The organism is Streptomyces resistomycificus (genome assembly GCF_001514265.1).
In the GTDB taxonomy this organism is placed as follows: Bacteria; Actinomycetota; Actinomycetes; order Streptomycetales; family Streptomycetaceae; genus Streptomyces; species Streptomyces resistomycificus.
Map to the genome: position 1 here is coordinate 510,841 of NZ_KQ948992.1, position 25,924 is coordinate 536,764.

Sequence of the window (25,924 nt, forward strand, 5' to 3'; positions counted from 1 at the left end):
GTGGCTTGTTGCGAATCCTTCGCAAGAGAGACGGCCCACGAACAGCAACAGACAGGCGTACGGCCCCGAGAGCGTAATCCGGGAAATATGCGACCCTGGAGGGGGAGCGGACGCACAGCTTCCGCACAGGTTACGCAGCGTGAGAGGCCCGTCACGATGTCTGTAGTCGAACAGTACGCGCGAGCCCACATCGTTTCGGACGTGGACATCGCGGAGGACGAGGCGGTCCCGGTGGTGCTGCGCTACGACCCCGACACCGACCCGCGTTCGGTACGGGTCGGCCTGCCCGGAACCCACGACGAGTGGACGTTCGAACGGGCACTCCTCGAACAGGGCCTGCGCGCCCCGGCCGGCAGCGGAGAGGTCCGCGTGTGGCCGTGCGGGCGGGTGCAGGCCGTGGTCGAGTTCCACTCCGCGCAGGGCGTCTCGGTGGTGCAGTTCGAGACGAAGGCGCTGCTCAGGTTCCTGCGCCGGACGTACCTGGCCACCCCCGTGACGTCCCGGGAGTCAGCCACCCACCTTCAGCAGTGACGCCACGATCGGTCCCGCGGTGTCGCCGCCGTGGCCACCCGACTGGACCACGCCGGCGGCGGCCAGGTCGCCCCGGTACGCGGTGAACCAGCCGTTCGGCTTCTTCTGCCCGTCGACCTCGGCCGAACCGGTCTTCGCGCCGACGTTGCCGGTGACCCCGGACATCGCCTCCGCCGCCGTGCCGTAGGCCGCGGTGTACGCCATCAGCTCGCGCAGCTGGGAGAGCGTCGAGGACGACATCGTGCGCGAGGCCGTGGCCAGCGTGCGGTCGTCGACCGACGGGGACACCAGGTAGGGCTGCTTGAAGGTGCCGGACTCGACGGTCGCCGACACCGACGCCATGTTCAGCGGGTTCATACGGACCCCGCCCTGACCGATGAGCGAGGCCGCCATCTGGGCCGCGCTCTGCACCGGCACCGAACCGTCGAAGGTCGGCACCCCGATGGCCCAGTTGTTCCTCCCGAGGCCGAAGACCTGCTGGGCCTGCTTGGTCAGGTCGTCGTTCTCCAGGTCGGGTGCCTGGCTGATGAAGGCCGTGTTGCAGGAGCGGGCGAAGCTCGCCTTGAAGGTGCCGCCCTTGATCTGGAACTTGTCGTCGTTCTGGAACTTCCAGCCGCCGTAGGTGAAGTACTTCGGGCAGGGATGCGCCTTGTCCGCCGACGCCAGGTCCTTCTCGATCAGCAGCGAGGAGGTGATGACCTTCATGGTGGAACCGGGGGCGAGGGAGCCCTGGAAGGCGGTGTTGAAGCCGTGGGAGGCGTTGGCGGCGGCGAGGATCTCGCCGGTCGACGGACGCAGGACGACCACCGAGGACCGCGCCTTCTTGGCGACCTGGGCCTCGGCCGCCGCCTGGAGCGTCGGGTTCAGGGTCGTCTTCACCGTGCCCGGGGTGCCCTTGCTCAGCTCCAGCAGGGTCTTGTCGGACGCCTTCGACGCCTTCGCCGACTTGCCGCGGACCACCCGGAGCTCGATGCCCGCCTTGCCGCCGGCCGTCTTGCCGTACTTCTCCCGCAGGCCGTCCAGGACGGTGCCCAGCGACGGGTACTTGTCCTCGGTCAGTTCACCGCCGTCCCGGTCGACCGCCTTGATCGGCGGGGTCCCGGACGCGCCGGTGACCAGGGTGTCCCCGTCCTTCAGGTCGGGGTGCAGGACGGCGGAGTGCCACTCGACCCGGGGCTTCCCGGTGGCGGTGTCCCGGACGACGGTCAGCGCGCTGTCGTACGTCAGCGGCTTCTCGGTGCCCTTGTACGACACCGTGGCCCGCACGGAGAAGGGGACCTTGTCGCCGGTGCGGGTGCCCGCGGTGAGCGTGACGCCCTTGATGTGGGCGTCCTTGGCGTAGCCGGTGAGCTGGGAGGTGGCCGACTTCGCGTCGTCCGTGGCGGCGGCGGCCGCGGCCACCTTGCCCTGCTGCCAGGCCGTGAGGAAGGTCTGCGCGGAGCTGGTGACCTCGGTCGCCGACAGGGGGCCGGTCTTGACGTGCTTCTCCTTGGCGCTGGAGGACGTCGACTGCGTGCGGTCGTCGGCCGCCGCCCCGCCGCCGTACAGGGCGTACACGCCGAAGCCGGCGCCGGCGACGACCACGGCGATCGTGCCGCCGATCACGGCAGGGTTCGTCTTCCGACGTTCGGCGACACGCCTTCTGTTACCCACAGCTTCCCGTTCCTCCGCGCATCCCCAGGGTCCCCGTTGCCCTCGTCCACCTCAACGACGACACCACCCTAGAGTCCCGGTCCGCGGGGGTGACTTCAGCCTCCGGTTCGTAGCACAGCTGCGACAATCGGACCGGCCGCGTCACCGCCGTGCCCGCCCTTCTGGACCATGGCCGCCGCCGCGACGTCGTTGCGGAAGCCCGTGAACCAGCTGTCGGAGACCTCGTTCCCGTCGACCTCGGCGGAACCGGTCTTGGCGCCGATGTCCCCGCCGAGCCCGGCCATCGCCGGCACGGCGGTGCCCTGGGTCGCGGTCAGCCGCATCATCTGCTTCAGCTGCGCGGCGGTCTCGTACGGCAGCCCCTTGGCGGTGGCCAGTCGGCGGCCGTCGAGCTTCGGCGACACCAGGTAGGGCTGGCGGAAGGTGCCGGTGATGGCGGTGGCCGTCACGGAGGCCATGTTCAGCGGGTTCATCTGGACCTGGCCCTGCCCGATGGCGTTGGCGGCACGGTCCGGGCCGCTGACGGCGGGGACCCGGCCGTCGAAGGAGACGATGCCGGTCTTCCAGTCCTTGCCGATCCCGAACCGGCTCTCGGCCTCCGTGGTCAGCGACTCGTCGGTGAGCGGCTTCTCGTCGATGAGCTTGATGAAGGCCGTGTTGCAGGAGCGCATGAAGCTGTTGGCGAGCGTGGCGCTCTCGTTGGGCTCCATGTTCTTGAGGTTCCGGAACGTCTGGCCCTGCCACACGGCGTCGTTCGTGCAGGGCGCCGGTCCGTTCATCGAGGTCACACCGTTGTCGATGAGCATCGCGGCGGTGATGATCTTCATGGTGGAGCCGGGCGCCACGGTGCCCTCGAAGGCCGCGTTGAAGGCGTCCGTGCGGTGGTTGGCCACGGCCAGCACCTCGCCGGTGCTGGGTTTGACGGCGACGACCGACGACTGGTCGTACTGCTCGACCGCTTTCTCGGCGGCCGCCTGCGCGCTCGCGCTGATCGTGGTCCGCAGCTTGCCCGGCTCGCCCTCGACGAGGGTCAGCAGCGGGGTGTCGGCGGTGCCCTCGTCGGCGTGGTGGATCACCAGTTCGATGCCCGGGGTGCCGCCGGCCTGCTCGCCGTACTTGTCGCGCAGCGCGTCCAGTACCGGGCCCAGGGAGGGGTACTTCTCCTTGGTCAGCTCGTTGCCGTCGCGGTCCACCGCCTCGATCGGCGGGTTCGCCGACTCCTCGGTGACCAGGGTGTCGTTCCGCCCGAGCTCCGGATGGACCACGGAGGGCTGCCAGTCGACCAGCGCCCGCCCGGTGGTGACCCCGCGCACCACGGTCAGCTCGCTCCTGTACGACAGCGGCTTGGACTTCCCGTCGTACGACACCTTCGCCTTCACCGTGTAGGGCACGGTGGCGCCGGACGCCCGACCCGGGGTGATCTTCACGTCGGTTATGTGCGCGGCCCCGCCGTAGGCCGTCAGCAGCGGCTCGGCCGCCGTGGCGTTGTTCGTGTAGTCCGCCGCCTTCGCCGCGTCCGCCTTCTCCCAGGCGCCGAAGAACGCGGCCGTCGTCTCCTTGACCTCGTCCTCGCTCGGCGGCCCGCTCTTGACCGCCGCCTTCCCGGACGCGCCGCTCGACCCGCCTCCGTCGCCGTTCAGTGCGGACACGACGTTGTACGCCCCGTACCCGGCCCCGCCGACCATCACGGCGAACACGCCGCCGACGACGGCGACCTTGACCCCCCTGCCCATCGGGCTCCCTCCCCGTTGTGCCTTCCACGCATCTTGTGAACGCGTTCAGAAAGGCTGACTCCGGGTCGCACTCTATGCGCAAGCCGTGGCGGGTGTAACGGATGTTTCCCTTCTGTTGAGCGAATCCGGGGGAATCCGAGCCCGGGTACGCGGTCGCCGGATTCTGAGTACGGATACTCAGGCCGCCCCCTTGGAGCCTCGCCCAAGCTGGTCCCACAAGCCGACCAAGGGGGAGACCACCGTGCGCAAGACCATCCTGGGCCTCGTACTCGCGGGCACCACCGCCGCGCTGCTGACCGGCTGCTCTATGTCGATGGAGGACGCGAGCTGCGGCGGCGGCGAGTACGGCGTCCTCACCGTCAACGGCACCGGCAGCGCCTGCGTCCCCGACGACGAGGACCCGCCGAAGGGCTACGTCCGCTACCCGGAGGGCAAGGAGCCCGAGCACGTCGGCGACAAGTGGGACGTCTACTGGGAGACGCACACCGTCGACGAGACCGGCAAGATCATCAAGGCCCCGGACGCCGGGTGAGAGACGGCCGGTGCGGCCCTCGGGGGTCGGGCCCCGGCTAGACCCACGTATCCAGCCACATCCGTGACCGCCACTGGTCGATCGGGATCGCCGTGCCCGTGTACAGGGGCCAGAAGTAGATGAAGTTCGCCTGATCCGGCCCGGTGGGGCCGCGACCAGTGCGTTCGGCTCTGGCCGGGGCCGTCTCAGGCGGCTTGGGCCGTCTCTGGGCCGTGATCTTGAGGAGTGGACGCCAAATAGAGGCTGTCGACGGCCTTCCGGGTACGCCCCTCGCTGCTCGGCATGAGGTGCGTGTAGGTCCGGAGCGTGAACCCGGGGTCGCTGTGACCGAGGTACGAACTCAGGGCCCGGATGTTCTCGCCCGCGTCCAGCAGCACCGACGCGTAGAAGTGCCTCAGCGCGTGCATGCCGTGCTCAGGGGCCGACGCGTACCGCTTGCCGGTCTCCCGCGCCGGGATGATGCCTGCGGCGGCCAGCGAGGCTTTCCAGTGGTGCTCATTGAAGTTGCTCACGCGGACGTGATTGCCTTCGGGCCCGCTGAACAGCAGCCGCTTCCTCACGGGCGGGCCGTCTGGCGTACGCCACGGGAGAGTCACGTCGACAGGGGCGAAGGCCTCGGAATGATCGCGCAGCGCGGTAGCCACCGCCTTCGGCAACGGCACGTCCCGGACCTTGCCTCCCTTTGGCAGGGCGAACACGTACTTACCGCGGATGCGCTTGAGTTGATGCCCTACGGCCAACCATCCCCCCTCGAAGTCGAGTTCCTCTACGGACAGGCCGAAGATCTCGCCCTGACGTAGTCCGCAACCCGCTCCGGCGTCCACAGCGGCCTGATAACGGTGGGGAAGGGCCGCGCGTACGCCGAAGACCTGCGAGGCCGTCCACGGGTGGACGCGCGGCTTGCCAGGCTTGGGCAGCTTCACGGTGCGGGCTTGGCAGGGGTTCTTGCTCAACAGCCCGTCTTCGACCGCTGCACTCAATGCGGCGGAGACGGTGCCGACGATGATGCGGCGGTGCGACTCGGCCGGCACGGTGACCTCCAGGGCGGAGATCCAGGCCCGGATGTGCTCCGGCTTGAACGAGCCGAGCGGACGAGTGCCGATGTGGGGGTATGCGTGCAGTCGAAGACGACGCTCCGCAGCCTCACGGCTGTTGATCTCGCCCGTGTGTGTCTGGACCCAGCGTTCCGCGTACTGGCGGAAGGTGGTCTGTGCATTGCGGGGGTCGACGTACTGGCCACGCGACATGTCGGCCTCGATGTGGGTCAACCACTGCTCAGCCAGTCGCTTTTCACGGTCGCGGAATGACTTGCTCTTCTCGGTTCCATCAGGGCCGATATAGCGGGCGCGGTACCGCAAGCCGGTGCCGAAGCGCTCGGTCTTGACCTTGACCGACTTCCCGTCGGGGGTGGTTTCTGTCTTGTACCAGCGGTCTTGGATGTGGCCAGCCATGAGGCGGCGGTCCCTTCTGAGCATGGGCAGGGAGGGCCACGGCGTGGCCCTCCCTGTGTGCTGAGCGCTGTGGTGCGCTGTATCAGGCCGCGACCTGGTCGGCGCTCTTGCGCTGGGTGACGTAGGCCCGGACGTCGGCGGGGTCGTAGCGGACGTGCTTGCCGATGCGGAATCCGGGCGGGCCGGTGCGCTTCCGGCGCCACTGGTAGACCGTTTCCTTGGGCACCTCGAAGATCTCGGCGATGTCGTCGGGGGTGAGGTAGCGGTCGGGGAGACCTCCACGGAGGATGGCGCGGGGGTCCGGCCGATCAAGTGCGGTATCGATGAGGCGCCTCCGTACGTGATGTGTCGGGAGTCCGTGTGTGTCCGAGGTGCGGATTTCTGCGTCACCTGCGTCATGTGCGTCACTTATGGCGCTGACCTGCGGCTTTTGGGTGACGCAGGGGTCAGAGGGTGCGTCACGGGTGACGCATACCTGCGTCACGGGGTGACGCAGGTGACGCGGGGTGACGCAGGAATCGGCTGTCTGCGTCACCCGTCTTCCGGCAGGTCAGCGGCCGTTTTCGGGCTGCGGGTGACGCAGGTGACGCAGCGTCTCTCTACTTCGGACAAAGAGGGGGTGGTGTCTGTTGTTGTGCGTGGCTCAGGGCGTGAAGAAGGAGCCGCTGCGCGGCGCGACCCTGGCAGGGCGGCGCCGCCGCCGAACAGCAAGAGGAGCACGCGGCCCCGGGTGCTCCTCTTGCTTGTGCGGGCGGTCGCCCGGGGTAGCCGGTCAGAACGCGGCTTCCTGCCCGTGCGGGGGTGGTGTGGCGGACGGGCGGGCCATTTCGATGTAGCGGGCCGTGTTGTTGCGTCCCCAGTCGATGAGGACGCCCCGGGCGGCGAGGGTGGGTTGCAGGCGCTTGAGTCGGTCTGAGAGCACCTTGCCGGTGGTCGGCCACCCTTTAGGCAGGGGACGGAAGTCCTCGCCGCTGTAGAGGCCGGTGAGGCAGTGCAGCCACTCGGCCGACGTCATCCGCTGCTCGGTCCCCGGGTCGATGCCGGCGGCGTGCTTGAGCACGGTCTGTGCCAACAGGTCGCCCTCGATGACGTCGTCATTGAGGTCGTCCAGGCTGGCCCGGTAGGCGGCGAGCGCTCCCAGACCGGTGGCCGCGTCGAGCTGCGCGCACAGGTGCGCGAAGTCGGCCATGCGCAGGTCGGTGGGGATGTCCGCCTCAGCGGCGCGCACCTGCACGGTGAGGTCCAGGAGCGAGCCGAGGATGACGGGCAGGACCTCTGCGAAGTCCGACCACAGTTCGGCCTCGGTGCGCCGGACGCGGGGGCGTTCCAGGCGCAGGGGCAGGAGGCGTTCGGCGAGGTCGGGCCGGATGACGCCCACGTCGATGCCGGTCAGGAGCAGGGGGCGGCGGTAGCCGACGCGGAAGACGTCCCCGTCGGTGAACAGGGCGCGTTTGACGTTCTCGGCTCCGGTGACGATGCAGCACATGGCGTCGGACAGGTCCGGGGTCATGTGGGAGAGGTTGTCCAGGGCGGTGACCCATCCGGCCGCCACCGCCGCGATCAGGTTCTCTTCGTCCTTCGGCGCTCGGCGCAGGTCCCCGGTCATGCCTTCGATGATCCGTACGAGCATCCGCCCGCCGGTGGACTTGCCCGCGCCCTGCGGTCCGGTGAGGAACGGTGCGGGTACGGGCACGGACGGAGCCAGGCAGCCGATGAGCCAGGCGATGGCCAGGCACTCGGTCTCGGCGTTGGCGAAGTTGCACAGCCGCAGTAGCAGGTCGATGCCCTTGCCGTTGGTGTCCTTGACGGGCAGGGGCAGTTCACCGGTGAGCTGGGTGCGTCGCCAGCACACCTCACGCGGGTCCGGGGTGAGGATGTCCCAGCCGGTGGGGTGGATGCGCACGGACTGCCCGTCGTTGCGGCCCAGGTCCAGCCACGTCGCTCCGTCGAATCCGGGGGCGACGCGGATGTGAACGGGCTGCACGTCCTCGGTCAGTGCGAGGGCTTCGATCAGGTCCAGGGCCTCTTTCATGGCGGTGCCGTTGAAGACGCCCACACCGTCGCGGAAGAGGCCGACCATGAGTTCCTGCCGGTGGCTTCCCGTCGTTCCCTGCGAGCGGATCGGGCGGGCCACGGGGTGGCCGTTCTTCTGCGCGTACACGGTGCCGTCGGCGGTGCGGAAGTACCGGAAGTGGCTCTGTGCGTAGTCGGTGATGACCTGGCGTGCGGGGTTCTTCTCGTCGTCGGACATGGTCACAGTCCCAACGTGGTGCGGGCGTTGGTCCACGCGTCGGTGCAGTGCCGCAGAGTCTCGCCCTTGGTCTGCGCGGCGGTGAACAGGCGCGTGATGTGGGTGTCGGTGAGGCAGCCGCACCGGCCGTGCGTCGACAGCACCGCCAGGAACGTCCGGTACACGGCAGCGTGGACCGCGCTGCGGGCTTCCGTGATGCGCTGCTCGGCCATGGCGATGCCACGTTCCAGGTAGGCGGGCGTGCGGTGGGGGCACTGCCCGCCGCCGGACCGGGCGGGCACGGAGACGGAACGGGGCGCCGGTTGGACGGTGGGCGGTCCCTTCACGGCCAGCGCGCGGACGACGTCGGGGAGGGCGGTCATGGTGCCGGTGCCGGTGCCGAGGTAGCGGGCGTAGGACATGGTCGACTTGAGGTCGACGCCGGGGCGCACCGCGTTGTGTGACGTCATGGCGCCCTGGTAGATCCAGTGCTCACCGCGCGTCGTCTCTACGGTCCGTGTGGCGGGCAGGGTGGCGCGTGCCCAGTCGACGGCCGCCGCGTCGTCCAGGTCGACCACGGTGAGCCCGGCGGCACCAGGGTGGTAGGCCACGGTGACGGCCCGCCGCCATACGGCCTTCCAGGCCGGGGAGGTGAGGACGGCCGGGTCGGTGGTGGCGGCGGCCCACGCGTGGCAGACGCCGGGGCACCGGCACGGCCCGGCGGTCTTCATGTTCGGCCGGCCGCCGCACGCGTTGTCCGCGCAACGGTGGCAGTTGGCGAACGGCGCCTTCCCCGCGCGCAGGGGCAGCACCGGCACACCGGTGGCGGCCAGCGTCAGCGCGGTCCGCTGGGGTTCGGGCAGGGCGCAGGAGGACAAGTCCAGCAGGCGCGGCCGGTAGCCCCGCACTCGCCGGATATCGGTGGGTTGCGTCATCCTGGGTGTCTCCAGTTCGTCGCTAGCGTGCTGGATGGTCAGGCCGGCCCCGGACTTTGGCGAGACGGGGGCCGCCCTTGGCGTAGCTAGCCGTGGAAGTGGTTGCGCTTGATCACGGCTTTGCGGATGTTGACCGTGGTGCCGCCCTGGTGGCCGCTCGGGCTGAACACCTGCACGGCGATCCAGCCGCCGAAGATGACGGCGGCCAGGATGACGAGCTGGGTGATGAACGCGGTCAGGGCGGCGATGAACGAGGTGAGCAGCAACAGCCCGCCGCACACCGCGAGGAACCCGACGCCACCGAGCGCGACGTTGACGGCCGCGCGGGAGACGGGCGGCTTGGCCGTGACCGGTTCGGTCTTGGCCGGCTCGATGGCGTAGCCGGTGATGACCCGCCCGTCGGGCAGGACGACGCTGGCAACCGTCGGCACGCCGTGCAGCTGGACGGGGGCGAGGGGCGCCGCGTAGGGCGCTACGGCGGGCGGGAGCGGGGTGGGCTGGAGGACTTCCACGGCCCGTTCGGCGGGCGGGTGGTGGGTGTGGTCGGGGTACATGCGGAATCCCTTCCGTGGCTCTGTTGGGGAGGCAGGGACACCCCCTGCCGGGAGGCTTCTGGAGGGGGTCTCAGGGGTCTGACGTGGGGTGCCTCCCCGCCTCCCCGAAACGATGTTTGTGCTGATCAGAGCGGGGAGGTGGGCGCGGGGAGGTGGTTGGGGAGTTCTCCCCGCCTCCCCGCGCCGGAGGGGCGTTCCTCCCCGCTACTCGGCGGCGGAAGCGGAACCGTCCGCGTCGCGGTTGGCGAGCGCGCGGGCCACGTCGTCGCGGCGCACGACCATGACCCCGTGCGACTTCTTCGGCTCCTCGCCGTGCTCCTCGAGCAGGCGCTTGAGGCGGCCGTTGTTCCACTCGCGGTAGACAGCCGTGTCCAGGGCGTGGAGCCGCTTGAGGACCTCATCGGTGCGCAGCCGCGCGGTGTCGCCGATGACGGCGGCCACGTCGGCGAGTGGGTCACGCTCCTCGCCCCGGTCGACAGCGCGCAGGGTCGTGGCGCCGTCGCGCAAGGCCTTGGCCCTCTCCGCGATCTCGGCGGCCGGCTCGTCGTCGATGAAGTGGGTGCGGACCGTGATGGACGACTGTCCCTTTGCCATCACGATGCCGTCGGAGGCTACGACCAGGGTTCCCTTGTCCAGGCCTTGCCGAAGCAGGTGCGGGGCCGCGCCGTCGTCGACGGCCTTGTCGCCGAGGGCCATGCGGGACTGGGACTCGGTGCCCAGCACGAGGGAGGCGCGGGTGTGGGCGCCCTCGCGGACCAGCTTAGGAAGGTTCTGGTCGGTGGGGTCCTGGGTGCCCTGCCACATCAGGACGTCGACCGCACGGCCCTGGTTATGGATCTTACGGACAGCCATGAAGTACCGGGACGTTGCCTTGGAGCCGCCGTAGGGCCGCTTTTCGTCGTCCACGGCCGGGCACATGAACGCCACCTGCGCCTCATCCACCAGCACGATCAGCGGCGGGAAGACCGCGTTCGGGTCGACTAGGCGCGCCTCTGTGCGGCGGTTCATCTCGGCAACTGCGGCTTCGACCATCTCGGTGACCTGGATGACGTGTTCGTCGGTCGGTCCCTGGATCAGGACGTCGGCGATGCCGTCAAACATGGCCCAGTCTCCGACGCCCTTGAGGTCGCCCAGCCAGAACTGAACGGAGCGGTCCAGGGCCAGCCACAGGGCCAGGGCGCGCAGGGAGGCGGTCTTGCCCTGGTTCGAGCGGCCCGTGATGAGCAGGTGCCGCTGATACACGCTCAGCTCAGCCGAGTCTCCGCGCAGGTCCTGGCCCCACGGGGCCTTACCCGTCTTGTAGTTCGCGGTCATCGTCTCGTCCGTGACCAGCGGAGACGGGCCGATCGGCTCGTCCAGCGCCCCGGAATCGGCGATCCACAGCCGCACCGTGCGGGCGGCGGGCGGGATGGTGATGAACACTTCGTGCTCGTGCCGGGTGAGGTTCTCGGCGAGCTTGCGCCGCTTGCTCTGCACCTCGTTCGTCGACACCCCGGACGGCAGGGTGACGTCGACCTCCACGCCGCATCCGGCGATGGTGATCGGCGACAGCATGGAGGCGCCGGCGTCGCCCATCTCCTTGATGGCGTTCTTCAGCGGAGCGATGCCGAGGTCCCGCAGGGCCTTGACCACGATGGACGGCGTGATCGGCTCACCCTCGCCCGACCGGATGTTGGCGGGCAGCGCCCACTGGGGTGCGGCGTGCTGGTGCCGGCCAACGCCCCACAGGGCGAGCAGGGCGAGGAACGGGCCGATGGTGAGCGCCGGTCCCCAGACGACTTGCACGATCCGCATCAGCAGGGCGATGAAGTCGATGGTGGCCGACAGCGGAGTGATGACGTCCTTGACGTCGCCGTTGTTGATGGCCATGACGATCCCGAGGGCGACCAGGACACCGATGCTCATGCCGGCGCCGACGGCCACGCCCTTGGCAGCCTCTACCGGGGAGTGGAGCAGGTCCATGCGGCGGTGGTGGCGGGCGGCGCGGAAACGCTGCAACCGCTCCTCCCACTCTTCTGCCGCTTCCAGATTCCCCGCGGCTTCCGCCGCACGGATCATCCGCTCGTAGCGGGCACCGGTCCGGCCGTCCCAGGTGCGACGGGCCACTATCCGCCCGCCGTTGAGGGTGTAGAGGCTGTGCCGGGCTACCGCGCGGACAGTGGTCTTGGTCGTCTCGTGGGTGACGGCGCTCTTGACCGCGCGTCCGGAGCGGACCCACAGGGGTACGGGCGGCGCCGGCGGGGCGTCGGGCACGACGGTGAGCACCGTGGGTGCCGTGTCGTTGGTCGGGGGGTCGGTGGGCTTGTGGAGGTGAACGACGTTCTCAGACATGCTGGAACTGCTCCTGACTGCCCCTTCGCGGGGCGGGAGTGAGGGAGTGCCGGGGTGGTCGGGTCCGTGGAAAGAGCGGGCCACCCCGGCGTAAGGGGGCGGGCGGTCAGAACCAGCCGGACGACTTCTTCTTGGCCCTGGCGCGGGCGGCCTCGGTGATGAGGCGCTGACGCTCGCCGTGCAGCGCGGTCAGCTCGGCGTTCAGCCGCGTCTCGGCGGCCGTGCCGGTGGTGTCCATGCGCTGCTCGGAGCGGGCGGCGCTGCGGCCCCGGGTGACTTGGTAGGCGCCGCCGGCCAGGGCCCGGGCCATGGCCCTGCGCTCGCTGCCGTTCAGCGGCCACCACTCGCCCCGCCGGACCGCTTCCAGCTTCTTGGTGGCCTTTTCGATCTCGCGGTCCAGGCGGCGGATTTCAGAGTTGCCCATCAGGTGGTCCCTTCGGACCCGTGCGGGTCGGGGTAGGCGCAGGGCACGCAAGCGCCCAGCGAGGTGGGGATGACGTATCCGGCATCGCGTCCGCACGCGGGGCAGATGCGGCGGGCTCGGTTCGCTGCGGCGAGCGCCGCCCACCGGCCCGGTGTCATCGGCCGGACCGGCACGGCGAGGTCGATGCGGTAGAGGTAGGCGACCAGCGGCGGGCGGCGCCGCCGGGGGCGTTCGAGCTGCGCGGCCACGCACTGCCCGCCGGGACGCAGCCCGCGCGCCCGCAGTTGGCGGCGGGTGGCGTAGCCGTCCGGCGCGAGGCGCCACCGGAACACGGGCAGCGTCCCCATCAGGCGACGCGCTTCCATGCCGCCCTCAGGCGAACCTCGGAGGCGGAATGGCCGGCCGCGCGGAAGCGGATAGCCATCTCTCGGTAGGACAGAGCCGGTGTCTCGCTGTGGCGGATCTCGTCGACCAGCGCGTCCAGCGCGTCATCTGTGAGCGCCGGTGCCGACTCGAGCGAGAAGCCGGTAACCGGCGCGGTGGGGCCCCAGACCGGGAGTTCCCAGCGGGGCGTGACGCCGGGTGTGACGCGGCTCGTCACGCTGGTCAGCGCCCTGCCGGTGTCCTCGCCCTGCCGTGCCGTCTCCAGCGTCGACCACGCCCCCGCGAGGGTGGCGGCGGTCTTGGCCTGGACGCGTGCGACGCGGGCACCGGCCGCCGTGACGGCGGCAAGCCGGGTCTCCTCGGTGGCGGCCTCGGAGCGCAGCCGGGCCCGTGCCACGGCCGCTTCGTCGCGGGCCTCCTGCTGAATGCCCCGGATCGCGTCCAGCGCTACCGGGGTGAGTGCCGTCTGCTCCCACAGCCCGTGGACCAGCCACAGGGCTTTGGCCGCGACCGGCAGCCACGCCACGGCCAGCCACGCCCCGGCGGAGTGTTCGGCGGTGAGGGCGTGAGCCACCAAAACGCCGGTGGCGACCAGGCCGAAGAACCATCCGACGCCGGTCACGACGCGGTTGTGGTCGCCCTGTGCGGCCAGCCGGCGTTCGTAGGCGAGGGTGGCCAACCATCCCCCGTCGATGCCCAGACCGACGACCACAGCGACGGGCCACGGCATGGCCGTGCCGAGCCACATCACGACCACGGCCAGGGTCAGCACCATGGACACCGCCGTCATCGCCACGGCGGGGAGAACGGTCTTGGCGCTCATGCCGTACCACCAGAGGTGGTGACCGCCTCCTGATTGGTCAGGGTGCGGCGGGCGGCCAGCAGGCGCCGCCGTGCGCGGCGGATGCGCTGGGTGTCCAGCTCGTTGGGGGTGCGGTCCAGGGTGATGATCTGCGCGTCCAACAGGTCGACACCCGCGAGGATCACGGGCATCTCCTGCTCGATCGCGTCCAGTTCCGCGTTGGTCGGCTCCATGAAGTCGGCGAACGCGGTAACAGCTTCCTGAACAGTGACGATGTGCCTCATTGGGTCGTGTGTCCTCTCAAGGGGAACGGCCCGAACAGCGCCCCCGGAGTAGCCGCTCCGGGGGCGCGCGCCGTTGGGGGTGGATGCCGCACGGGGTGCGGCGCAGCCGCAGAGGGCGGCTGGAGTGCCCCGGGCCGCAGTCGATGCGGCACCCTCGCGGCATGGATGCCGGGGCGATGGTGCTGGGGGGGGTCGGCCTGTTACTTGAGGCTGTAGGAGACGCCGCCCTCGCGGTCCATCTGGTCCATGACCTTGTTGATCTGCTCGTGGTAGTGCTGGTGGCGCGGGTCGTCGGCCGGGGTGTCGGCGGCGAGGCGGGCCGTCTCGGAGATGTAGTGGCGCATGTCGTCGGCGCTGGGGTGGCTGGACATGAACTCTCCTCAAGTCGGTGTCGGTCGGGTCCGGTCTGTGCCGGCTCCCCTCGACCCCGCCCGTGCGGGACGGGCGGGGCGGGCAGCCGTCAGAACGTCTGGCTGATACCGCCGGTGAGGCCGCCCGAGATGATCCGTGAGCCCTCGCCGGTCTGGACGACCGTGTGGGTCGTGCTGCTGGAAGCGGGCTCGGTCGTGATCGTGTTGCCCGTCCCGCCGTCCTGGACGATGACGACACTGTTGTTGTTCTCGTCGTGCTTGCTCATGCGGGTGGCTCCCTTGGCTGCGTGGTGGTGTCGGGCCGGTCTGTCCGGCTCCCCTTGCCGCAGGCCCGGGGGCCTGCGACGCGGGCAGTCGTCAGCGCTGGACGACGTCCCTGGCCATGTCCCGGTGGCGGATGGTGACGCGGTGGCCGGCCGAGCTGAGCCGGTCGGCGAGGGCGCGGGCGAAGGTCGGGGCGCGGTGACGGCCGCCGGCGCATCCGTCGGCGACCGTGACGGTTCCGGCGCTGGGACCGGCAGCGAACGCGGCAACCGCCGTCGCGGTCGCCTCCACCAGGGCGGCGATACCGGGGGTGTTCAGCACCGCCGTGCGCACCGGCTCGTCATCGGCGGTCATGTAGCGCAGCTCCGGCGACACGTGCGGGTCGCGGAAGTGGTGACGCAGGTCGATGGTCAGATGCGCGGCGGGCGGCGCGTCGTGCAGGTAGCCGAACGAAACGATCTCAACAGTCGTGGTCATGCGAACTCCCAGGAGATGAAGGGGTGTTCCGGCTCCCCCCGCCTCGCCCGTACGGCCAACGGCCGGACGGGCGAGGGAGGCAACCGGCCCGCAGTTCTTGAGCTGCGGAAAGGCCGGAGTGCGCTGCGCTCGCACGTGGGGACAGAACCCACGCACGCCGCCCTCTTGCTTGCAGAGGTGGGGCGGTCTACCTCAGGCACGCTGTTGAGCTGTCAAGGAACTTCCGGCAGGGGGTCCGCCCCGAGAGGCGAGCTATCCCGAACCGGTGCGGCCTGGAAGCAGCCCAAAGAGGGCCCTTTCCGTCCGCTGTCCTAGGACTGCGGCGCCTGAGATGACAGTGCCACGCTGTCCTAGGACTGTCAACAGTCCTAGGACTATGGTTCACTGGTTTGCGTCGAGAGGAGTTCTGCGTGGCACCGAAATGGCGCGAGCTGGCGGACAGGTTCGCGGAGCAGATCAAAGGCGGTCAGTTGGCACCGGGCACCCAGTTGCCCCAGATCAGAGAGCTGGTCGAGGCGGGGGAAGGCTCAAAGGAGACAGTCCACAAGGCCTACAAGGCCTTGGAAGCTGAAGGCCTTGTGACCTCGACGCGCGGACATGGCACCGTCGTGCGTCCGCGCGCTGCGCTCAAGCGGCTGGGTATCGCCCGGTACGACAAGGCGAAGTGGCGCGACGGTGACGAAGTCGCGTTCATCGCTGACCGCGTCGCATCAGGGCGCGCGTACAAGCGCAACGAGCAGACGCAGACCGTGAGCCGTGTCGAAGCGGACAGCGTCGTAGCGGAGGGGCTAAGTGTCCCGGTCGGCTCCGAGGTGTACGCACGCGCCCGACTCGTGAAGGAAGGAGTGCAGCCGACTCACTCCCTGACTAGCTACTACAGGCCGGAACACGTCGAGGGGACACGCATCGTCGACCCCACCCCGGGGCCTGCCGGCCGCGGCGGCGGATACCGGGTCCTCTACGACGCCGGATACGAGATCGACCACATGAGGGAGGCTCTGTTCGCCCGCGTCCCGACTACGGACGAAGTGCAGCTCCTGCAGCTCCCCGCCGGCGAGCCCGTAGTTGAGCTGCACCGGACCACGTACACCGCCGATGGCACGGTGGTTGAGTTCGCGGTGGGCATTCACTCGGCTTCTCGCTTCGCGTGGGAGTACGACTTCAAGGTTCCCGACTCGGCACGGGACAGGAAGGGGCAGGAATGATCTCGGCACAGGAATGGGCGGATGCTCGACTCCTTTGGGACTACCACTTCATGCACCATGACCCACGGCCGTGTTCGGTGGCGGTGGGGCTGGGCAGTCACGACCTTGGTGTGGCTGACGTGACGGCGGAGCTGTACCACCAGGGCATGGCGCCGGTCATCGTCTTCACGGGGGCCACCAGCCCCACGACTCGGGCGCGCATGCCGCGCGGTGAGGCTGTGCACTACCGAGAGCGGGCGTTGCAGCTAGGGGTGCCCGATTCCGCAGTACTCCTGGAGCCGTGTGCCACGAACACGGGCGAGAACATCGAGTTCACGAAAGCGGTGTTGGCAGAGGCTGACGTCAAGGTCTCGTCCGTCTTGCTCGTGAGCAAGCCGTACGAAGAGCGGCGCTCGTACGGCATGATGCGGAAGCTCTGGCCCGAGGTCGAAGTGGTGTGCAGGTCCACACAGATGGGCTTGGAGGAGTATGCCGACTCCATCGGGGACGCTCGCATGGTGATCGACATGATCGTGGGCGCACTGCAACGAGTGCTCATCTTCCCGAGGTTGGGTTTGGCCATCGAGCAGGACGTGCCAGACACCGTTGCAACCGCCTTTGAGCGACTATGCGTCGAAGGATTCACTAGCCGACTCATGCCAGCTGACGTTGCTGCCCGCCCGGACACGTGATGCCAGGGTGGGCAGCAGCCCCCTGAGCTTCGTTCTGCGCTTCCCTGCCTCATCAAGGCCCGCGCACGGCGCGGGCGCGCGCCGCCTCTACGGCGCGGCCTGCCTCTGTCTTCGCCCCGGCTGGCCGCGCCAGGCGGCGCGCTGGCGAGCTGCGGGCATGAAGTGGGAGACACCCTCTGTGGCTGGGGCGGTCGGTTCCACGGCTTTAGGCAGCCATTTGGGGCGAGCCTCGAAGGTCATGGCCCCAACGTCGTGCTTTAACGGGCAGGTCCACAGAGTGCCCGACTCGCCGGAAGCATACGGGGCCATGATCACTAGCCCCATGGTAGCTCCCGCCCAAAGCCGCTCCACCGACCTTATTTAGCAGCACCCTGTGGTGAGTGCCCTTGCTCATGCTCCACTTGCCAGGCGTCCCGTGCGAGTCTCAGGACGAAGGAACTAGCGCACTGGTGGCCATGGAGGTACATGAAGTATCCAACTCCAACCCACATAACCACGTCCCCGCTGCCGTCGAATGTGTCCGCACAGAGGAAGCAGACTTGGTCTTGCGCTGGATATAGATCACTCCCAGGGCGCACGACTGACATGTTCCACCTTCCCAGGTCGCCGAATTGGCCTGAGGCTATTGGATCGAATTTCTCGGGACGACCCATTCCATGGACTGGCCGGTGAGCTCTGCGATTCGGTCGAAATCCGAGTCGTAATGGAGCAGGGTCAACTTATATCGAAAAGCGACTGCCGCGATAGTCAGGTCGGGAATCCTGGGGCCGCGGTGAATCGACTTCGCGGCCAGAGAGCGCTGAACGTCTAGCGCCTGGCTCCAGTCTTCTTCGTTCGCCTCAAGATAAGTAAAGATGGCTGCGCGTGTGGCCCGCAGTTTTTCGTACTCTGCAGGATTCCGCGCAGAATAGAGGGCCTCCAGATCCAATGCGGCGCAGGTTGCAACGAGTCCTGCCGCGATAAGGGGGCCTAGTCGCTTCTGAACGGAGTCGTATTTCATGCGATTCATCGCGCTGCTGTCGACCAGGTATTGCGGGCTTACTTCCATGCTTCGGAGCTCAGCCTCTCAAGTTCGTCCGGGTCGCGTTCGCTCATCATCTCGATGAATTCTTGTACCAGCTTCTGCCGCACCACTTCTTTCAGCGCCGCATTCACCGTGTCGCGGTTGCTGGAGGTTCCGAGGAGGCGTTGCGCTTCGGCCAAGCTCGGCTCATCGACGTTTTCGACTGTTCGACCCACGTCGCGTCCCCTTCCGTCTCCGAGGCTTGCTCTGGCTGGGCCCGGGCGATTGCTGACTCTCTGCTGAGCATGCGGAGCACATCGCACCCACGATGAAGAAATTGTCTATCCGAATCATCATAGGTTCAAGCGGGGGAGCGAACTTGCGACAGCGGTCACACGTGTGCTCCTCTTGATAGGAGAGAGGTACTTCTCCCTTTCTCACGGCTTCCTGATAGTAGGCAAAGCACTCATTGCACTTCCAGGTTCCGTCCCCGGTTGACATGTTCCAAGTTTGCGCGACGTTCGCTTTGAGATGGCCGCATACGGATGCGGCTTCAAGGTGGTCGTCGATAAATTTAGTAGCCCATTTCTCGAACTTGGCGTTCTTAATGGGAATCCTTTTGTCTTTCGGGGTGGACTCGGCTTTAAGTCGCGTCTGCCTTGTTGCGCTTTGCAGTTGCTGCTCTAGCGTCTGCCCTGCTCGTCCTCTGTGATGTTCCAGTAGTAGAGGAGTGATGTTTTCGTCTAAAGCGGGACAGTTGTTCCGGTGTGAAATTGAGCTGTGGTTGAGGGTTGTGTTAGTGGTGTTGGCGAAGGCGAGCACTCCTACGCTTGCTCCGCAATCCGAGCAGCTTCCTGTGAAGGTGGCATCCCGGCGTACTCTGAGGGCGTATTCGAGGAGCGGTGATGCGTCGGGAGGGATTGCGGGCACGATGAAAAGAGTGTCTCCAATGGCCCAAGCCTCGTCATGTCCAGATTCCGAAACTGAAACGAGCCGAGGCTCTTTCCCCTGTGAATAGACGCCAGCCAAAGCCGCCTTACTCTCAGCTTCCCCCATGATCACCTCCGTGCGATCTCCCCTGCAGCCATGCTGCCATGCAGCTGCCTGTGGCGTCTCTACCGGCGACTCGAATCGCCGAGTCGGTACTCCTCTGGCAGGACCCTCCTGGAGCGTTCCGTCTGGTGGCTGGATCGCTCCCTTGTGGCGACTTCGTGTATGTGTCAAACAGTTGGCAGCGGGGTGACCGGGGGAGGGGGACGCTGCATGTCTGCGTTGAGTGAGGGGCGGGCTCTGCCGTCGGATTGGGCGGTGGAGCGGTTCGGGCAGCATGCCGGCCAGCTCGCTGCGGCGGTTCCGGTGCAACTGGCAAGCGCTCACGCGCGGGCTCACGCCGTGCACCTGACGGCCCGGCTGAAGAAGCGAAGCCCCTACGGCGCCACCCTGGCGGAAGCCGTGCGCGAGAATCTGGCGGATACGGCGCGGGAGCTCGGCGAAGCCGTGCGGGACGTGCGTGGGTATGAGTATGCGGTCATCAACGACCACGCGCTCTTCCCCTTCAAGTACGCCGACCGTCCGAAGCCGCTTGATCGTGCGCGGTTGGCTTCCGACGCTTCTCCAACCCGCCGCCGGATGCTCTTGGGACACGGGCCGCAGCTTCCGGAAGGCCTCTTCCCCCTCGACGACGACATGATGACGGAGGAGTACGAGGAGCTGCACGAGACGTTCGAGGCGCTCGGTGCCTCTACGAAGCTCGTTTGCCTGTTCTTCGCGGCCGACCCGGAGAACGGCATCCACGTCATCCACTGGGGAGACGCGCACCTCGAACCTGACCGCACCTTCACCTGGCTCTACAGCGAACAGCTCCCGGTCGCTCCCCAACCGCTTGAGTGACGGCCCGGGGCGGGCACGACCTGCGCCGTATCGCCGACGGTAAGCACTCTCCGCCGAAGCAGTATTTCGGCTGCCCTGAGCATCTGGACACGTGTCGCGCAGCGATCGCCTTCGGGCACAGTGGCGACCCTGCGTAGCAGTGTCCCTAACAACTGAGGGTGGTGTCTGACTGCGTGACACAACGCCGATGAACAGCGGCGGACAAGCGCGGACACCTGCGGACCATCGCAACAGGTGAGAGGCATAGCGACGCAAGGTCAGACGCCCGCCAGCTTCGGGATGAAGCGATCGCTGGGCCGTCCTCGGGCCGTCCGAGGGCGACCAACGACAATCGCTAACGGCCAACAACGACCGAGAGGGCGCGGCAGTCTGCCGCGCCCTCTCGGTACGTCTGCACAGCTAGACCCAGGTGTCCAGCCACATCCGCGAGCGCCACTGGTCGATCGGGATCGCCGTGCCCGTGTACAGGGGCCAGAAGTAGATGAAGTTCCAGGCGACCAGCAGCACCAGGACGCCCGCGCCCGTGACGCCCGCCACCCGCCGGGTTTCGCTGGAGCCCGGTGGACCGACGATCGCGCCGAGGAGCATGGCGACGGCCAGGCAGAGGAACGGGACGAAGACGATCGTGTAGAAGAAGAAGATCGTGCGGTCCTGGTACAGGAACCAGGGGAGGTACCCGGCGGCGATACCGCAGGCGATCGCGCCGGCCCGCCAGTCGCGGCGGAAGAACCAGCGCCACAGGACGTACAGGATCGCGAAGCAGGCCACCCACCACAGCAGCGGCGTGCCGATCGCGAGGACCTCGCGGGCGCACTTCTCGCCCGCGTCGGCCGGGCAGCCGTCCTTGCCGGGGGCGGGGGACTCGTAGAAGTAGGAGACCGGGCGGCCGGTGACGATCCAGCTCCACGGGTTGGACTGGTAGGTGTGCGGCGAGGAGAGGTTGATGTTGAACTTGTAGACCTCGTGCTCGTAGTGCCACAGGCTGAGCCACCAGTCCGGGAAGAGCCACGACCAGCTGCTGCTCCTGCCGTCGGCACTCGCCCAGTCGCGGTAGTAGCCGCCGTCGCCGTTGGTGGGGGAGAGGATCCAGCCCAGCCACGACAGGATGTACGTGGCGATCGCGACCGGCACGGTGGCCAGGAACGCCAGGCCGAGGTCACGCCTGAGCACCGCCGCGTACGGGCGGCCCGCGCCCGCGACCTTGCGGGTGCCGACGTCCCACAGCACGGCCAGCACGCAGAAGGCTGCCAGGACGTAGAGGCCGTTCCACTTGGTGCCGATCGCCAGGCCCAGCATCAGGCCCGCCAGCCACCGCCAGGGCCGCCATCCGAACCGGGTCGTCTCGGCGACGTGCGCGTCCGGGCGGACCCGGCCGTCGGCGTCGGCCGGCAGCGCGGCGGCGAGTTTCTCCCTGGCCCGGTCGCGGTCGATCAGCAGACAGCCGAACGCGGCCAGCACGAAGAACATCAGCACACCGTCGAGCAGCGAGGTACGCGCCATCACGAACGCCAGGCCGTCCACCGCCATCAGCGCGCCGGCCAGGCAGCCCAGGAACGTCGAGCGGAACAGACGGCGGCCGATCCGGCACAGCATCAGGATCGACAGGGTGCCGAGCAGGGCGGTCATGAACCGCCAGCCGAACGGGTTGAACCCGAACATCAGCTCGCCCAGCCCGATGACGTACTTGCCGACCGGCGGGTGCACGACATAAGCCGCGTCCGTCGGGATCGGGACGTTCCCGTTGTTCGAGAGGATGAGGTCGTTGACGTTCTTGTCCCAGTTGACCTCGAACCCGCGGTGCACGAGCGCCCACGCGTCCTTGGCGTAGTACGTCTCGTCGAATATCACCTTCTTCGGGCTGCCCAGGTTCCAGAACCGCAGCACGCCCGCGAACAGTGTCACCAGCAGCGGGCCGCCCCAGGCGGACCAGCGGGTGATCCGCCCGGCGAACTCCCTGGACACCCCGAGGACCTGCCACAACCGCGGGCTGGGCTCGACGTACGGCGGCACGAGGCGGTCGCGGACGTCGCCTCTGGGCCCCGCCGCATAACCGAAACGGCGCAGCCGTTGCTGCCACGACGGCCGCTGGTCCTGAAGGGCCTGCTCCTGCCGGGTGTCCATGGAGGACGCGGTACTGGTCACCGCGCCATCGTAGGGAACCGTGCTGTGTGAGTCCCGTGCTTGGGTGGCTCAGGTGCGGATGCGTTGGCATTCGTCGGCCCCTGGGAGGATGGGACACGTGACATCTACGCCCGGAACCCTGGTCCTCGCCGGTACTCCCATCGGTGACATCTCCGACGCCCCGCCCCGGCTCGCCGAGGAACTGGCCGGGGCCGACGTCGTCGCCGCCGAGGACACCCGGCGGCTGCGGCGGCTGACACAGGCGCTGGGCGTGACGCCCAAGGGGAGGGTCGTCTCGTATTTCGAGGGCAACGAGGCCGCCCGGACGCCGGAGCTGGTCGAGGAGCTGCTGGGCGGCGCGCGGGTGCTGCTCGTCACGGACGCGGGCATGCCGTCCGTGTCCGACCCCGGCTACCGGCTGGTCGCCGCCGCCGTGGAGAAGGACGTCAAGGTCACCGCCGTACCGGGGCCGTCCGCCGTGCTCACCGCGCTCGCGCTGTCCGGCCTGCCCGTGGACCGCTTCTGCTTCGAGGGGTTCCTGCCCCGCAAGGCGGGCGAACGGCTGTCCCGGCTGCGCGAGGTGGCCGAGGAGCGCCGGACCCTCGTCTACTTCGAGGCACCGCACCGGCTCGACGACACCCTCGCCGCGATGGCCGAGGTGTTCGGCGCGGACCGGCGGGCCGCCGTGTGCCGGGAGCTGACCAAGACGTACGAGGAGGTCAGGCGCGGCGGGCTCGGCGAGCTGGCGGCGTGGGCGGCCGAGGGCGTGCGGGGGGAGATCACCGTCGTCGTGGAGGGGGCCCCGGAGCGCGGCCCCGAGGAGCTCGACGCCGAGGAGCTCGTCCGGCGGGTGCGGGTGCGCGAGGAGGCGGGGGAGCGCCGCAAGGAGGCGATCGCCGCGGTGGCCGCCGAGGCGGGGCTGCCGAAGCGGCAGGTGTTCGACGCGGTGGTGGCGGCGAAGAACGCCGCGTCGGGGAAGAGCCCTTCCTGAGGGGCGCACAGAGGGACGCGCAGGGGGCCTGAGCAGGGCGTATCTCCTTTGAGCGTGCGCCCCATGGGTGCGCAAAGAGCCTCGCTATAAGGCAAAGCGCCGAGCCGGTCAACGGGCCGTTCGGCAAGGAACACCCAAATCGGCTCCAACACTCGACAGGCTTGCTGCGTTCGCCCCCGTGGAGGCGTCCACTGGAGCAAGGGACGTACCCGTCCCTCCCGACCAGCGGAACCCAGGAGCCGGCATGAGTGAGATCGCCGTCGTTCACGAGGCCTATTCCTTCGCCTGCATGCGCTGTGGGCACGGGTGGGAGCAGTCGTACGAGATAGAGCACCACGTGGACGCCGGCGGCCACGAGTTCGTGGTCTACGTCGCGAACGGGCAGGTCGTGCCCTCCCCGCTCTCCCGGCCCACCTGCACCAACTGCGACAACCACGTCGTACGGATCATGCGGCCGGGCCGGGTCGCCTCGGCCCGGGAGGCGGCCCACCGGCCGCACCGGACGCCGTCCGCCGTGCCCGCGCAGGCACCGACGGCAGCCGACGGGCAGCACGAGGACCACCACTGGCACCTGTCCGACCTGCTGCACCCGTTCCAGCGCAAGGCGAGCTGACCCGCTCCGGAGGCGGCGGGGGCGTGCCCCTTTCGTAGGATCGGGGCATGCCTTCGAACGCCGCCGACAAGAACGCCGCCCCGCCGCTCCCAAAACCCCTGCGGGTACCGGTCGCCGACTCCCACACCCACCTCGACATGCAGGCGGGCACCGTGGAGGAGGGGCTCGCCAAGGCCGCGTCGGTGGGCGTGACCACGGTCGTGCAGGTCGGCTGCGACGTGGCCGGCTCCCGGTGGGCGGCCGAGACGGCGGCACGGTTCGACGCCGTGCACGCGACCGTCGCCCTGCACCCCAACGAGGCCCCGCGCATCGTCCACGGCGACCCCGACGGCTGGTCCCGGCAGGGGGCGCGGCAGCCCGGCGGCGACGCGGGCCTGGACGAGGCGCTCGCCGAGATCGACCGGCTGGCCGCGCTGCCCCAGGTCAAGGGCGTCGGCGAGACGGGCCTCGACTTCTTCCGCACCGGGCCCGAGGGCAAGGAGGCGCAGGAGCGGTCCTTCCGCGCCCACATTGAGATGGCCAAGCGGCACGGCAAGGCCCTGGTCATCCACGACCGGGACGCCCACGCCGACGTCCTGCGCGTCCTGAAGGAGGAGGGCGCCCCCGAGCGCACCGTCTTCCACTGCTACTCCGGCGACGCCGAGATGGCGGAGATCTGCGCCCGCGCCGGATACTTCATGTCCTTCGCCGGCAACGTCACCTTCAAGAACGCCCAGAACCTGCGCGACGCGGTGGCCGTGGCCCCGCCGGAGCTGCTCCTGGTGGAGACCGACGCGCCCTTCCTGACGCCGGTGCCGTACCGCGGACGGCCCAACGCCCCGTATCTCATTCCGGTCACGGTGCGTGCGATGGCCGCCGTGCGCGGCATGGACGAGGACGCGCTGGCGTCGGCACTCGCGGCCAACACCGCACGCGCGTTCGGCTACTGACCCGCCGCGGGCCCGTCAACGCCGAGCCCGAACACAACTCTGGGTAGCCGCGTCACTTTGGAGAGTGACGATCGCTCCGCTAGGTTCTGGTGGCCCGATCCGGACCCCTCTGGACCCTGCGGCCCCTGGAGCGTGTCGGCGTGAGCAACTCGCAGTACCAGACGTTCGAGACCTACGGCCCGAGCGAGCCGTACCCCGATGTGCACAACGCGGAGACGCTGGCCTACGGCGTGTACGCGGCGCCGACGTCGTACGACGACACGTACCGGCCCGCCTACGAGGTGCCGGGAACTCGCGAACCCGAGCTGCCCGACCTGCCCCGGCAGAGCACGCCGCAGGCACCCGAACCCGTCGCGCGCGCCGGGACGGCCGGGGTGAGCGGGCGGGCCGCGCGGCGGCGCCGGGCCCGGTACGCGGAGCGATCGGACACCACCATGCGGCGGCTGCTTCCCCAGGCGCTGGTCGTCGCCTTCCTCGCGGGCGGCACCACCGCCTTCGTCGCCAAGGACAAGGCGATCGAGCTGAGCGTCGACGGCAGACAGCGCACCCTGCACACCTTCGCCGACGACGTCACCGAACTGCTCGCCGAGGAGGGCGTGCGGATGGGGGCGCACGACGTGGTCGCACCCGCCCCCGGCGAGGCGCTCGCCAACGGCGACGAGGTCGCGGTGCGCTACGGGCGGCCCGTGCGGCTCACACTCGACGGGCACCTGCGCGAGGTGTGGACGACGGCACGGACGGTGGACGAGGCGCTGCGACAACTGGGGGTGCGCGCGGAGGGCGCGTACATGTCCGTCTCGCGCTCCCGGCCCATCGGACGCGAGGGGCTCGCGCTGGACGTACGGACCGAACGCGCGGTGACGGTCATGGCGGACGGCCGGGCCCGCACGATCCGGACCAACGCGGCGACCGTGCGCGAGGCCGTCGAGGAGGCCGGGATCACCCTGCGCGGGCAGGACACCACCTCCGTGGCGCAGGACAGTTTCCCGCGCGACGGCCAGACGATCACCGTGCTGCGCATCACCGGCACCAAGGAGGTCCGGGAGGAGCAGATCCCCTTCGAGTCGGCGCGGATCGAGGACCCGGCCCTGTTCCGGGGCACCGAGATCGTCGAGCGGGCCGGGCAGCCGGGGCTGCGCCGGGTCACGTACTCCGTGCGGACCGTCAACGGGGTACGGCAGAAACCCCGGCGCACCCGCACCGAGGTGGTGCGCGAGCCGCGCACGCAGGTCGTGAAGGTCGGCACGAAGCAACTGCCGACGTCCGTCCGGGGCGCCGACCACCTCGACTGGCAGTCCCTGGCGACCTGCGAGTCCGGCGGCCGGCCGAACGCCGTCGACCCCTCGGGGACGTACGGCGGCCTCTACCAGTTCGACACCCGGACCTGGCAGAGCCTCGGCGGCCAGGGCCGCCCCCAGGACGCGACGGCGGCGGAGCAGACCCATCGCGCCAAGAAGCTGTACGTACGGCGGGGGTCGAGCCCCTGGCCGCACTGCGGGACGCGGCTGCACGGGTGAGGGGGTCCCGGCTGAGCCCCGTACCCTT

General features: G+C 69.1%; 27 protein-coding genes. 9 read left to right on the forward strand and 18 right to left on the reverse strand.

The window, feature by feature from the left end:
• The first annotated feature begins 156 nt into the window (after nt 1–156).
• Nucleotides 157–531 carry an SsgA family sporulation/cell division regulator gene (locus AQJ84_RS20510; RefSeq protein WP_030039143.1) on the forward strand — a complete coding sequence of 125 codons (375 nt, stop codon included), beginning with the start codon at nt 157–159 and terminating at the stop codon, nt 529–531.
• Here AQJ84_RS20510 and AQJ84_RS20515 read toward each other — a convergent pair.
• On the reverse strand, nt 508–2,184 hold the full coding sequence (locus AQJ84_RS20515; protein WP_030039144.1) for a penicillin-binding transpeptidase domain-containing protein: 1,677 nt from the start codon (nt 2,182–2,184) through the stop codon (nt 508–510). The genes AQJ84_RS20510 and AQJ84_RS20515 overlap by 24 nt on opposite strands.
• 95 nt (nt 2,185–2,279) lie before the next feature.
• The gene (locus AQJ84_RS20520) at nt 2,280–3,917 is read right to left on the reverse strand and encodes a penicillin-binding transpeptidase domain-containing protein (RefSeq protein ID WP_053193081.1); all 1,638 of its coding nucleotides are present in this window, start codon (nt 3,915–3,917) and stop codon (nt 2,280–2,282) included.
• 241 nt (nt 3,918–4,158) lie between these two features.
• Here AQJ84_RS20520 and AQJ84_RS20525 point away from each other — a divergent pair, with 241 nt between their 5' ends.
• A complete protein-coding gene (locus tag AQJ84_RS20525) occupies nt 4,159–4,449 on the forward strand; it encodes an SCO0607 family lipoprotein (RefSeq protein WP_030039145.1) in 291 nt (96 codons plus the stop codon).
• 185 nt (nt 4,450–4,634) lie between these two features.
• On the opposite strand, the gene AQJ84_RS20530 is transcribed toward AQJ84_RS20525, so the two are convergent.
• From AQJ84_RS20530 to AQJ84_RS20580, 13 genes are all read right to left on the reverse strand, one after another.
• On the reverse strand, nt 4,635–5,900 hold the full coding sequence (locus AQJ84_RS20530) for a tyrosine-type recombinase/integrase (RefSeq protein WP_030039146.1): 1,266 nt from the start codon (nt 5,898–5,900) through the stop codon (nt 4,635–4,637).
• 82 nt (nt 5,901–5,982) lie between these two features.
• Nucleotides 5,983–6,225 carry a helix-turn-helix domain-containing protein gene (locus AQJ84_RS20535; protein ID WP_030039147.1) on the reverse strand — a complete coding sequence of 81 codons (243 nt, stop codon included), beginning with the start codon at nt 6,223–6,225 and terminating at the stop codon, nt 5,983–5,985.
• 447 nt (nt 6,226–6,672) lie between these two features.
• Complete coding sequence (locus AQJ84_RS20540) at nt 6,673–8,151, reverse strand: hypothetical protein (protein WP_053193079.1); 1,479 nt, start codon at nt 8,149–8,151, stop codon at nt 6,673–6,675.
• Between the two features lie 2 nt (nt 8,152–8,153).
• Nucleotides 8,154–9,065, reverse strand: coding sequence for a bifunctional DNA primase/polymerase (locus AQJ84_RS20545; protein WP_225877170.1), 912 nt, complete (start codon nt 9,063–9,065; stop codon nt 8,154–8,156).
• Between the two features lie 86 nt (nt 9,066–9,151).
• Entirely contained in the window at nt 9,152–9,619 is a 468-nt protein-coding gene (locus tag AQJ84_RS20550) for a hypothetical protein (protein WP_030039150.1), read from the reverse strand.
• A gap of 204 nt (nt 9,620–9,823) precedes the next feature.
• A complete protein-coding gene (locus tag AQJ84_RS20555) occupies nt 9,824–11,950 on the reverse strand; it encodes an FtsK/SpoIIIE domain-containing protein (protein ID WP_053193077.1) in 2,127 nt (708 codons plus the stop codon).
• A gap of 106 nt (nt 11,951–12,056) precedes the next feature.
• A complete protein-coding gene (locus tag AQJ84_RS20560) occupies nt 12,057–12,374 on the reverse strand; it encodes a hypothetical protein (RefSeq protein ID WP_053193075.1) in 318 nt (105 codons plus the stop codon).
• Nucleotides 12,374–12,721, reverse strand: a complete 348-nt coding sequence (locus tag AQJ84_RS20565) for an RRQRL motif-containing zinc-binding protein (RefSeq protein WP_030039154.1) — start codon at nt 12,719–12,721, stop codon at nt 12,374–12,376. The genes AQJ84_RS20560 and AQJ84_RS20565 overlap by 1 nt, the downstream gene beginning before the upstream one ends.
• On the reverse strand, nt 12,721–13,581 hold the full coding sequence (locus AQJ84_RS20570) for a hypothetical protein (RefSeq protein WP_053193074.1): 861 nt from the start codon (nt 13,579–13,581) through the stop codon (nt 12,721–12,723). Before AQJ84_RS20570 ends, AQJ84_RS20565 begins: the two co-directional genes overlap by 1 nt.
• The gene (locus AQJ84_RS20575; protein ID WP_053193072.1) at nt 13,578–13,844 is read right to left on the reverse strand and encodes a DUF6284 family protein; all 267 of its coding nucleotides are present in this window, start codon (nt 13,842–13,844) and stop codon (nt 13,578–13,580) included. Before AQJ84_RS20575 ends, AQJ84_RS20570 begins: the two co-directional genes overlap by 4 nt.
• A gap of 200 nt (nt 13,845–14,044) precedes the next feature.
• The gene (locus AQJ84_RS43105) at nt 14,045–14,215 is read right to left on the reverse strand and encodes a hypothetical protein (RefSeq protein WP_157875023.1); all 171 of its coding nucleotides are present in this window, start codon (nt 14,213–14,215) and stop codon (nt 14,045–14,047) included.
• A gap of 89 nt (nt 14,216–14,304) precedes the next feature.
• A complete protein-coding gene (locus AQJ84_RS43110; protein WP_157874918.1) occupies nt 14,305–14,481 on the reverse strand; it encodes a hypothetical protein in 177 nt (58 codons plus the stop codon).
• A 91-nt stretch (nt 14,482–14,572) separates the two neighbouring features.
• Nucleotides 14,573–14,956 (reverse strand): RapZ C-terminal domain-containing protein, encoded by a 384-nt coding sequence (locus tag AQJ84_RS20580; RefSeq protein WP_059198848.1) that lies wholly within the window; start codon nt 14,954–14,956, stop codon nt 14,573–14,575.
• A 410-nt stretch (nt 14,957–15,366) separates the two neighbouring features.
• Here AQJ84_RS20580 and AQJ84_RS20585 point away from each other — a divergent pair, with 410 nt between their 5' ends.
• Together AQJ84_RS20585 and AQJ84_RS20590 are read left to right on the forward strand one after the other, a co-directional pair.
• Nucleotides 15,367–16,161 (forward strand): GntR family transcriptional regulator, encoded by a 795-nt coding sequence (locus AQJ84_RS20585; protein WP_030043473.1) that lies wholly within the window; start codon nt 15,367–15,369, stop codon nt 16,159–16,161.
• Complete coding sequence (locus AQJ84_RS20590) at nt 16,158–16,832, forward strand: YdcF family protein (protein ID WP_030043472.1); 675 nt, start codon at nt 16,158–16,160, stop codon at nt 16,830–16,832. Before AQJ84_RS20585 ends, AQJ84_RS20590 begins: the two co-directional genes overlap by 4 nt.
• Nucleotides 16,833–17,454: 622 nt before the next feature.
• On the opposite strand, the gene AQJ84_RS41090 is transcribed toward AQJ84_RS20590, so the two are convergent.
• Together AQJ84_RS41090 and AQJ84_RS42370 are read right to left on the reverse strand one after the other, a co-directional pair.
• The gene (locus tag AQJ84_RS41090) at nt 17,455–17,880 is read right to left on the reverse strand and encodes a PIN domain nuclease (protein WP_078632289.1); all 426 of its coding nucleotides are present in this window, start codon (nt 17,878–17,880) and stop codon (nt 17,455–17,457) included.
• Nucleotides 17,871–18,071, reverse strand: a complete 201-nt coding sequence (locus AQJ84_RS42370) for a type II toxin-antitoxin system VapB family antitoxin (RefSeq protein ID WP_157874917.1) — start codon at nt 18,069–18,071, stop codon at nt 17,871–17,873. The genes AQJ84_RS41090 and AQJ84_RS42370 overlap by 10 nt, the downstream gene beginning before the upstream one ends.
• Nucleotides 18,072–19,098: 1,027 nt before the next feature.
• Between AQJ84_RS42370 and AQJ84_RS20595 the strand changes: the two genes are divergently transcribed.
• Nucleotides 19,099–19,725: a hypothetical protein gene (locus tag AQJ84_RS20595; protein WP_030043471.1), complete on the forward strand. Its 627-nt coding sequence runs from the start codon at nt 19,099–19,101 to the stop codon at nt 19,723–19,725.
• A gap of 399 nt (nt 19,726–20,124) precedes the next feature.
• Here AQJ84_RS20595 and AQJ84_RS20600 read toward each other — a convergent pair whose 3' ends face one another.
• The gene (locus AQJ84_RS20600) at nt 20,125–21,867 is read right to left on the reverse strand and encodes a dolichyl-phosphate-mannose--protein mannosyltransferase (protein WP_053190319.1); all 1,743 of its coding nucleotides are present in this window, start codon (nt 21,865–21,867) and stop codon (nt 20,125–20,127) included.
• Between the two features lie 97 nt (nt 21,868–21,964).
• Here AQJ84_RS20600 and rsmI point away from each other — a divergent pair, with 97 nt between their 5' ends.
• The 4 genes from rsmI (at nt 21,965) to AQJ84_RS20620 (ending at nt 25,896) form a co-directional block, all read left to right on the forward strand.
• Nucleotides 21,965–22,837, forward strand: a complete 873-nt coding sequence (gene rsmI / locus AQJ84_RS20605; RefSeq protein WP_225889112.1) for a 16S rRNA (cytidine(1402)-2'-O)-methyltransferase — start codon at nt 21,965–21,967, stop codon at nt 22,835–22,837.
• A 244-nt stretch (nt 22,838–23,081) separates the two neighbouring features.
• Nucleotides 23,082–23,450: a hypothetical protein gene (locus tag AQJ84_RS20610; RefSeq protein WP_053190317.1), complete on the forward strand. Its 369-nt coding sequence runs from the start codon at nt 23,082–23,084 to the stop codon at nt 23,448–23,450.
• Nucleotides 23,451–23,497: 47 nt separating this feature from the next.
• Nucleotides 23,498–24,379, forward strand: coding sequence for a TatD family hydrolase (locus AQJ84_RS20615; protein ID WP_053190316.1), 882 nt, complete (start codon nt 23,498–23,500; stop codon nt 24,377–24,379).
• Nucleotides 24,380–24,519: 140 nt separating this feature from the next.
• Nucleotides 24,520–25,896, forward strand: a complete 1,377-nt coding sequence (locus tag AQJ84_RS20620) for a resuscitation-promoting factor (protein ID WP_030043465.1) — start codon at nt 24,520–24,522, stop codon at nt 25,894–25,896.
• The last annotated feature ends 28 nt before the right edge of the window (nt 25,897–25,924 follow it).

Coding starts and splice junctions, on each gene's coding strand:
- AQJ84_RS20510 (WP_030039143.1), top strand. CDS start 157: ATGTCTGTAGTCGAACAGTACGCGCGAGCCCACATCGTTTCGGACGTG.
- AQJ84_RS20520 (WP_053193081.1), bottom strand. CDS start 3,917: ATGGGCAGGGGGGTCAAGGTCGCCGTCGTCGGCGGCGTGTTCGCCGTG.
- AQJ84_RS20530 (WP_030039146.1), bottom strand. CDS start 5,900: ATGGCTGGCCACATCCAAGACCGCTGGTACAAGACAGAAACCACCCCC.
- AQJ84_RS20540 (WP_053193079.1), bottom strand. CDS start 8,151: ATGTCCGACGACGAGAAGAACCCCGCACGCCAGGTCATCACCGACTAC.
- AQJ84_RS20545 (WP_225877170.1), bottom strand. CDS start 9,065: ATGACGCAACCCACCGATATCCGGCGAGTGCGGGGCTACCGGCCGCGC.
- AQJ84_RS20550 (WP_030039150.1), bottom strand. CDS start 9,619: ATGTACCCCGACCACACCCACCACCCGCCCGCCGAACGGGCCGTGGAA.
- AQJ84_RS20555 (WP_053193077.1), bottom strand. CDS start 11,950: ATGTCTGAGAACGTCGTTCACCTCCACAAGCCCACCGACCCCCCGACC.
- AQJ84_RS20560 (WP_053193075.1), bottom strand. CDS start 12,374: ATGGGCAACTCTGAAATCCGCCGCCTGGACCGCGAGATCGAAAAGGCC.
- AQJ84_RS20565 (WP_030039154.1), bottom strand. CDS start 12,721: ATGGGGACGCTGCCCGTGTTCCGGTGGCGCCTCGCGCCGGACGGCTAC.
- AQJ84_RS20570 (WP_053193074.1), bottom strand. CDS start 13,581: ATGAGCGCCAAGACCGTTCTCCCCGCCGTGGCGATGACGGCGGTGTCC.
- AQJ84_RS20575 (WP_053193072.1), bottom strand. CDS start 13,844: ATGAGGCACATCGTCACTGTTCAGGAAGCTGTTACCGCGTTCGCCGAC.
- AQJ84_RS43105 (WP_157875023.1), bottom strand. CDS start 14,215: ATGTCCAGCCACCCCAGCGCCGACGACATGCGCCACTACATCTCCGAG.
- AQJ84_RS43110 (WP_157874918.1), bottom strand. CDS start 14,481: ATGAGCAAGCACGACGAGAACAACAACAGTGTCGTCATCGTCCAGGAC.
- AQJ84_RS20580 (WP_059198848.1), bottom strand. CDS start 14,956: ATGACCACGACTGTTGAGATCGTTTCGTTCGGCTACCTGCACGACGCG.
- AQJ84_RS20590 (WP_030043472.1), top strand. CDS start 16,158: ATGATCTCGGCACAGGAATGGGCGGATGCTCGACTCCTTTGGGACTAC.
- AQJ84_RS41090 (WP_078632289.1), bottom strand. CDS start 17,880: ATGGAAGTAAGCCCGCAATACCTGGTCGACAGCAGCGCGATGAATCGC.
- AQJ84_RS20595 (WP_030043471.1), top strand. CDS start 19,099: ATGTCTGCGTTGAGTGAGGGGCGGGCTCTGCCGTCGGATTGGGCGGTG.
- AQJ84_RS20610 (WP_053190317.1), top strand. CDS start 23,082: ATGAGTGAGATCGCCGTCGTTCACGAGGCCTATTCCTTCGCCTGCATG.
- AQJ84_RS20615 (WP_053190316.1), top strand. CDS start 23,498: ATGCCTTCGAACGCCGCCGACAAGAACGCCGCCCCGCCGCTCCCAAAA.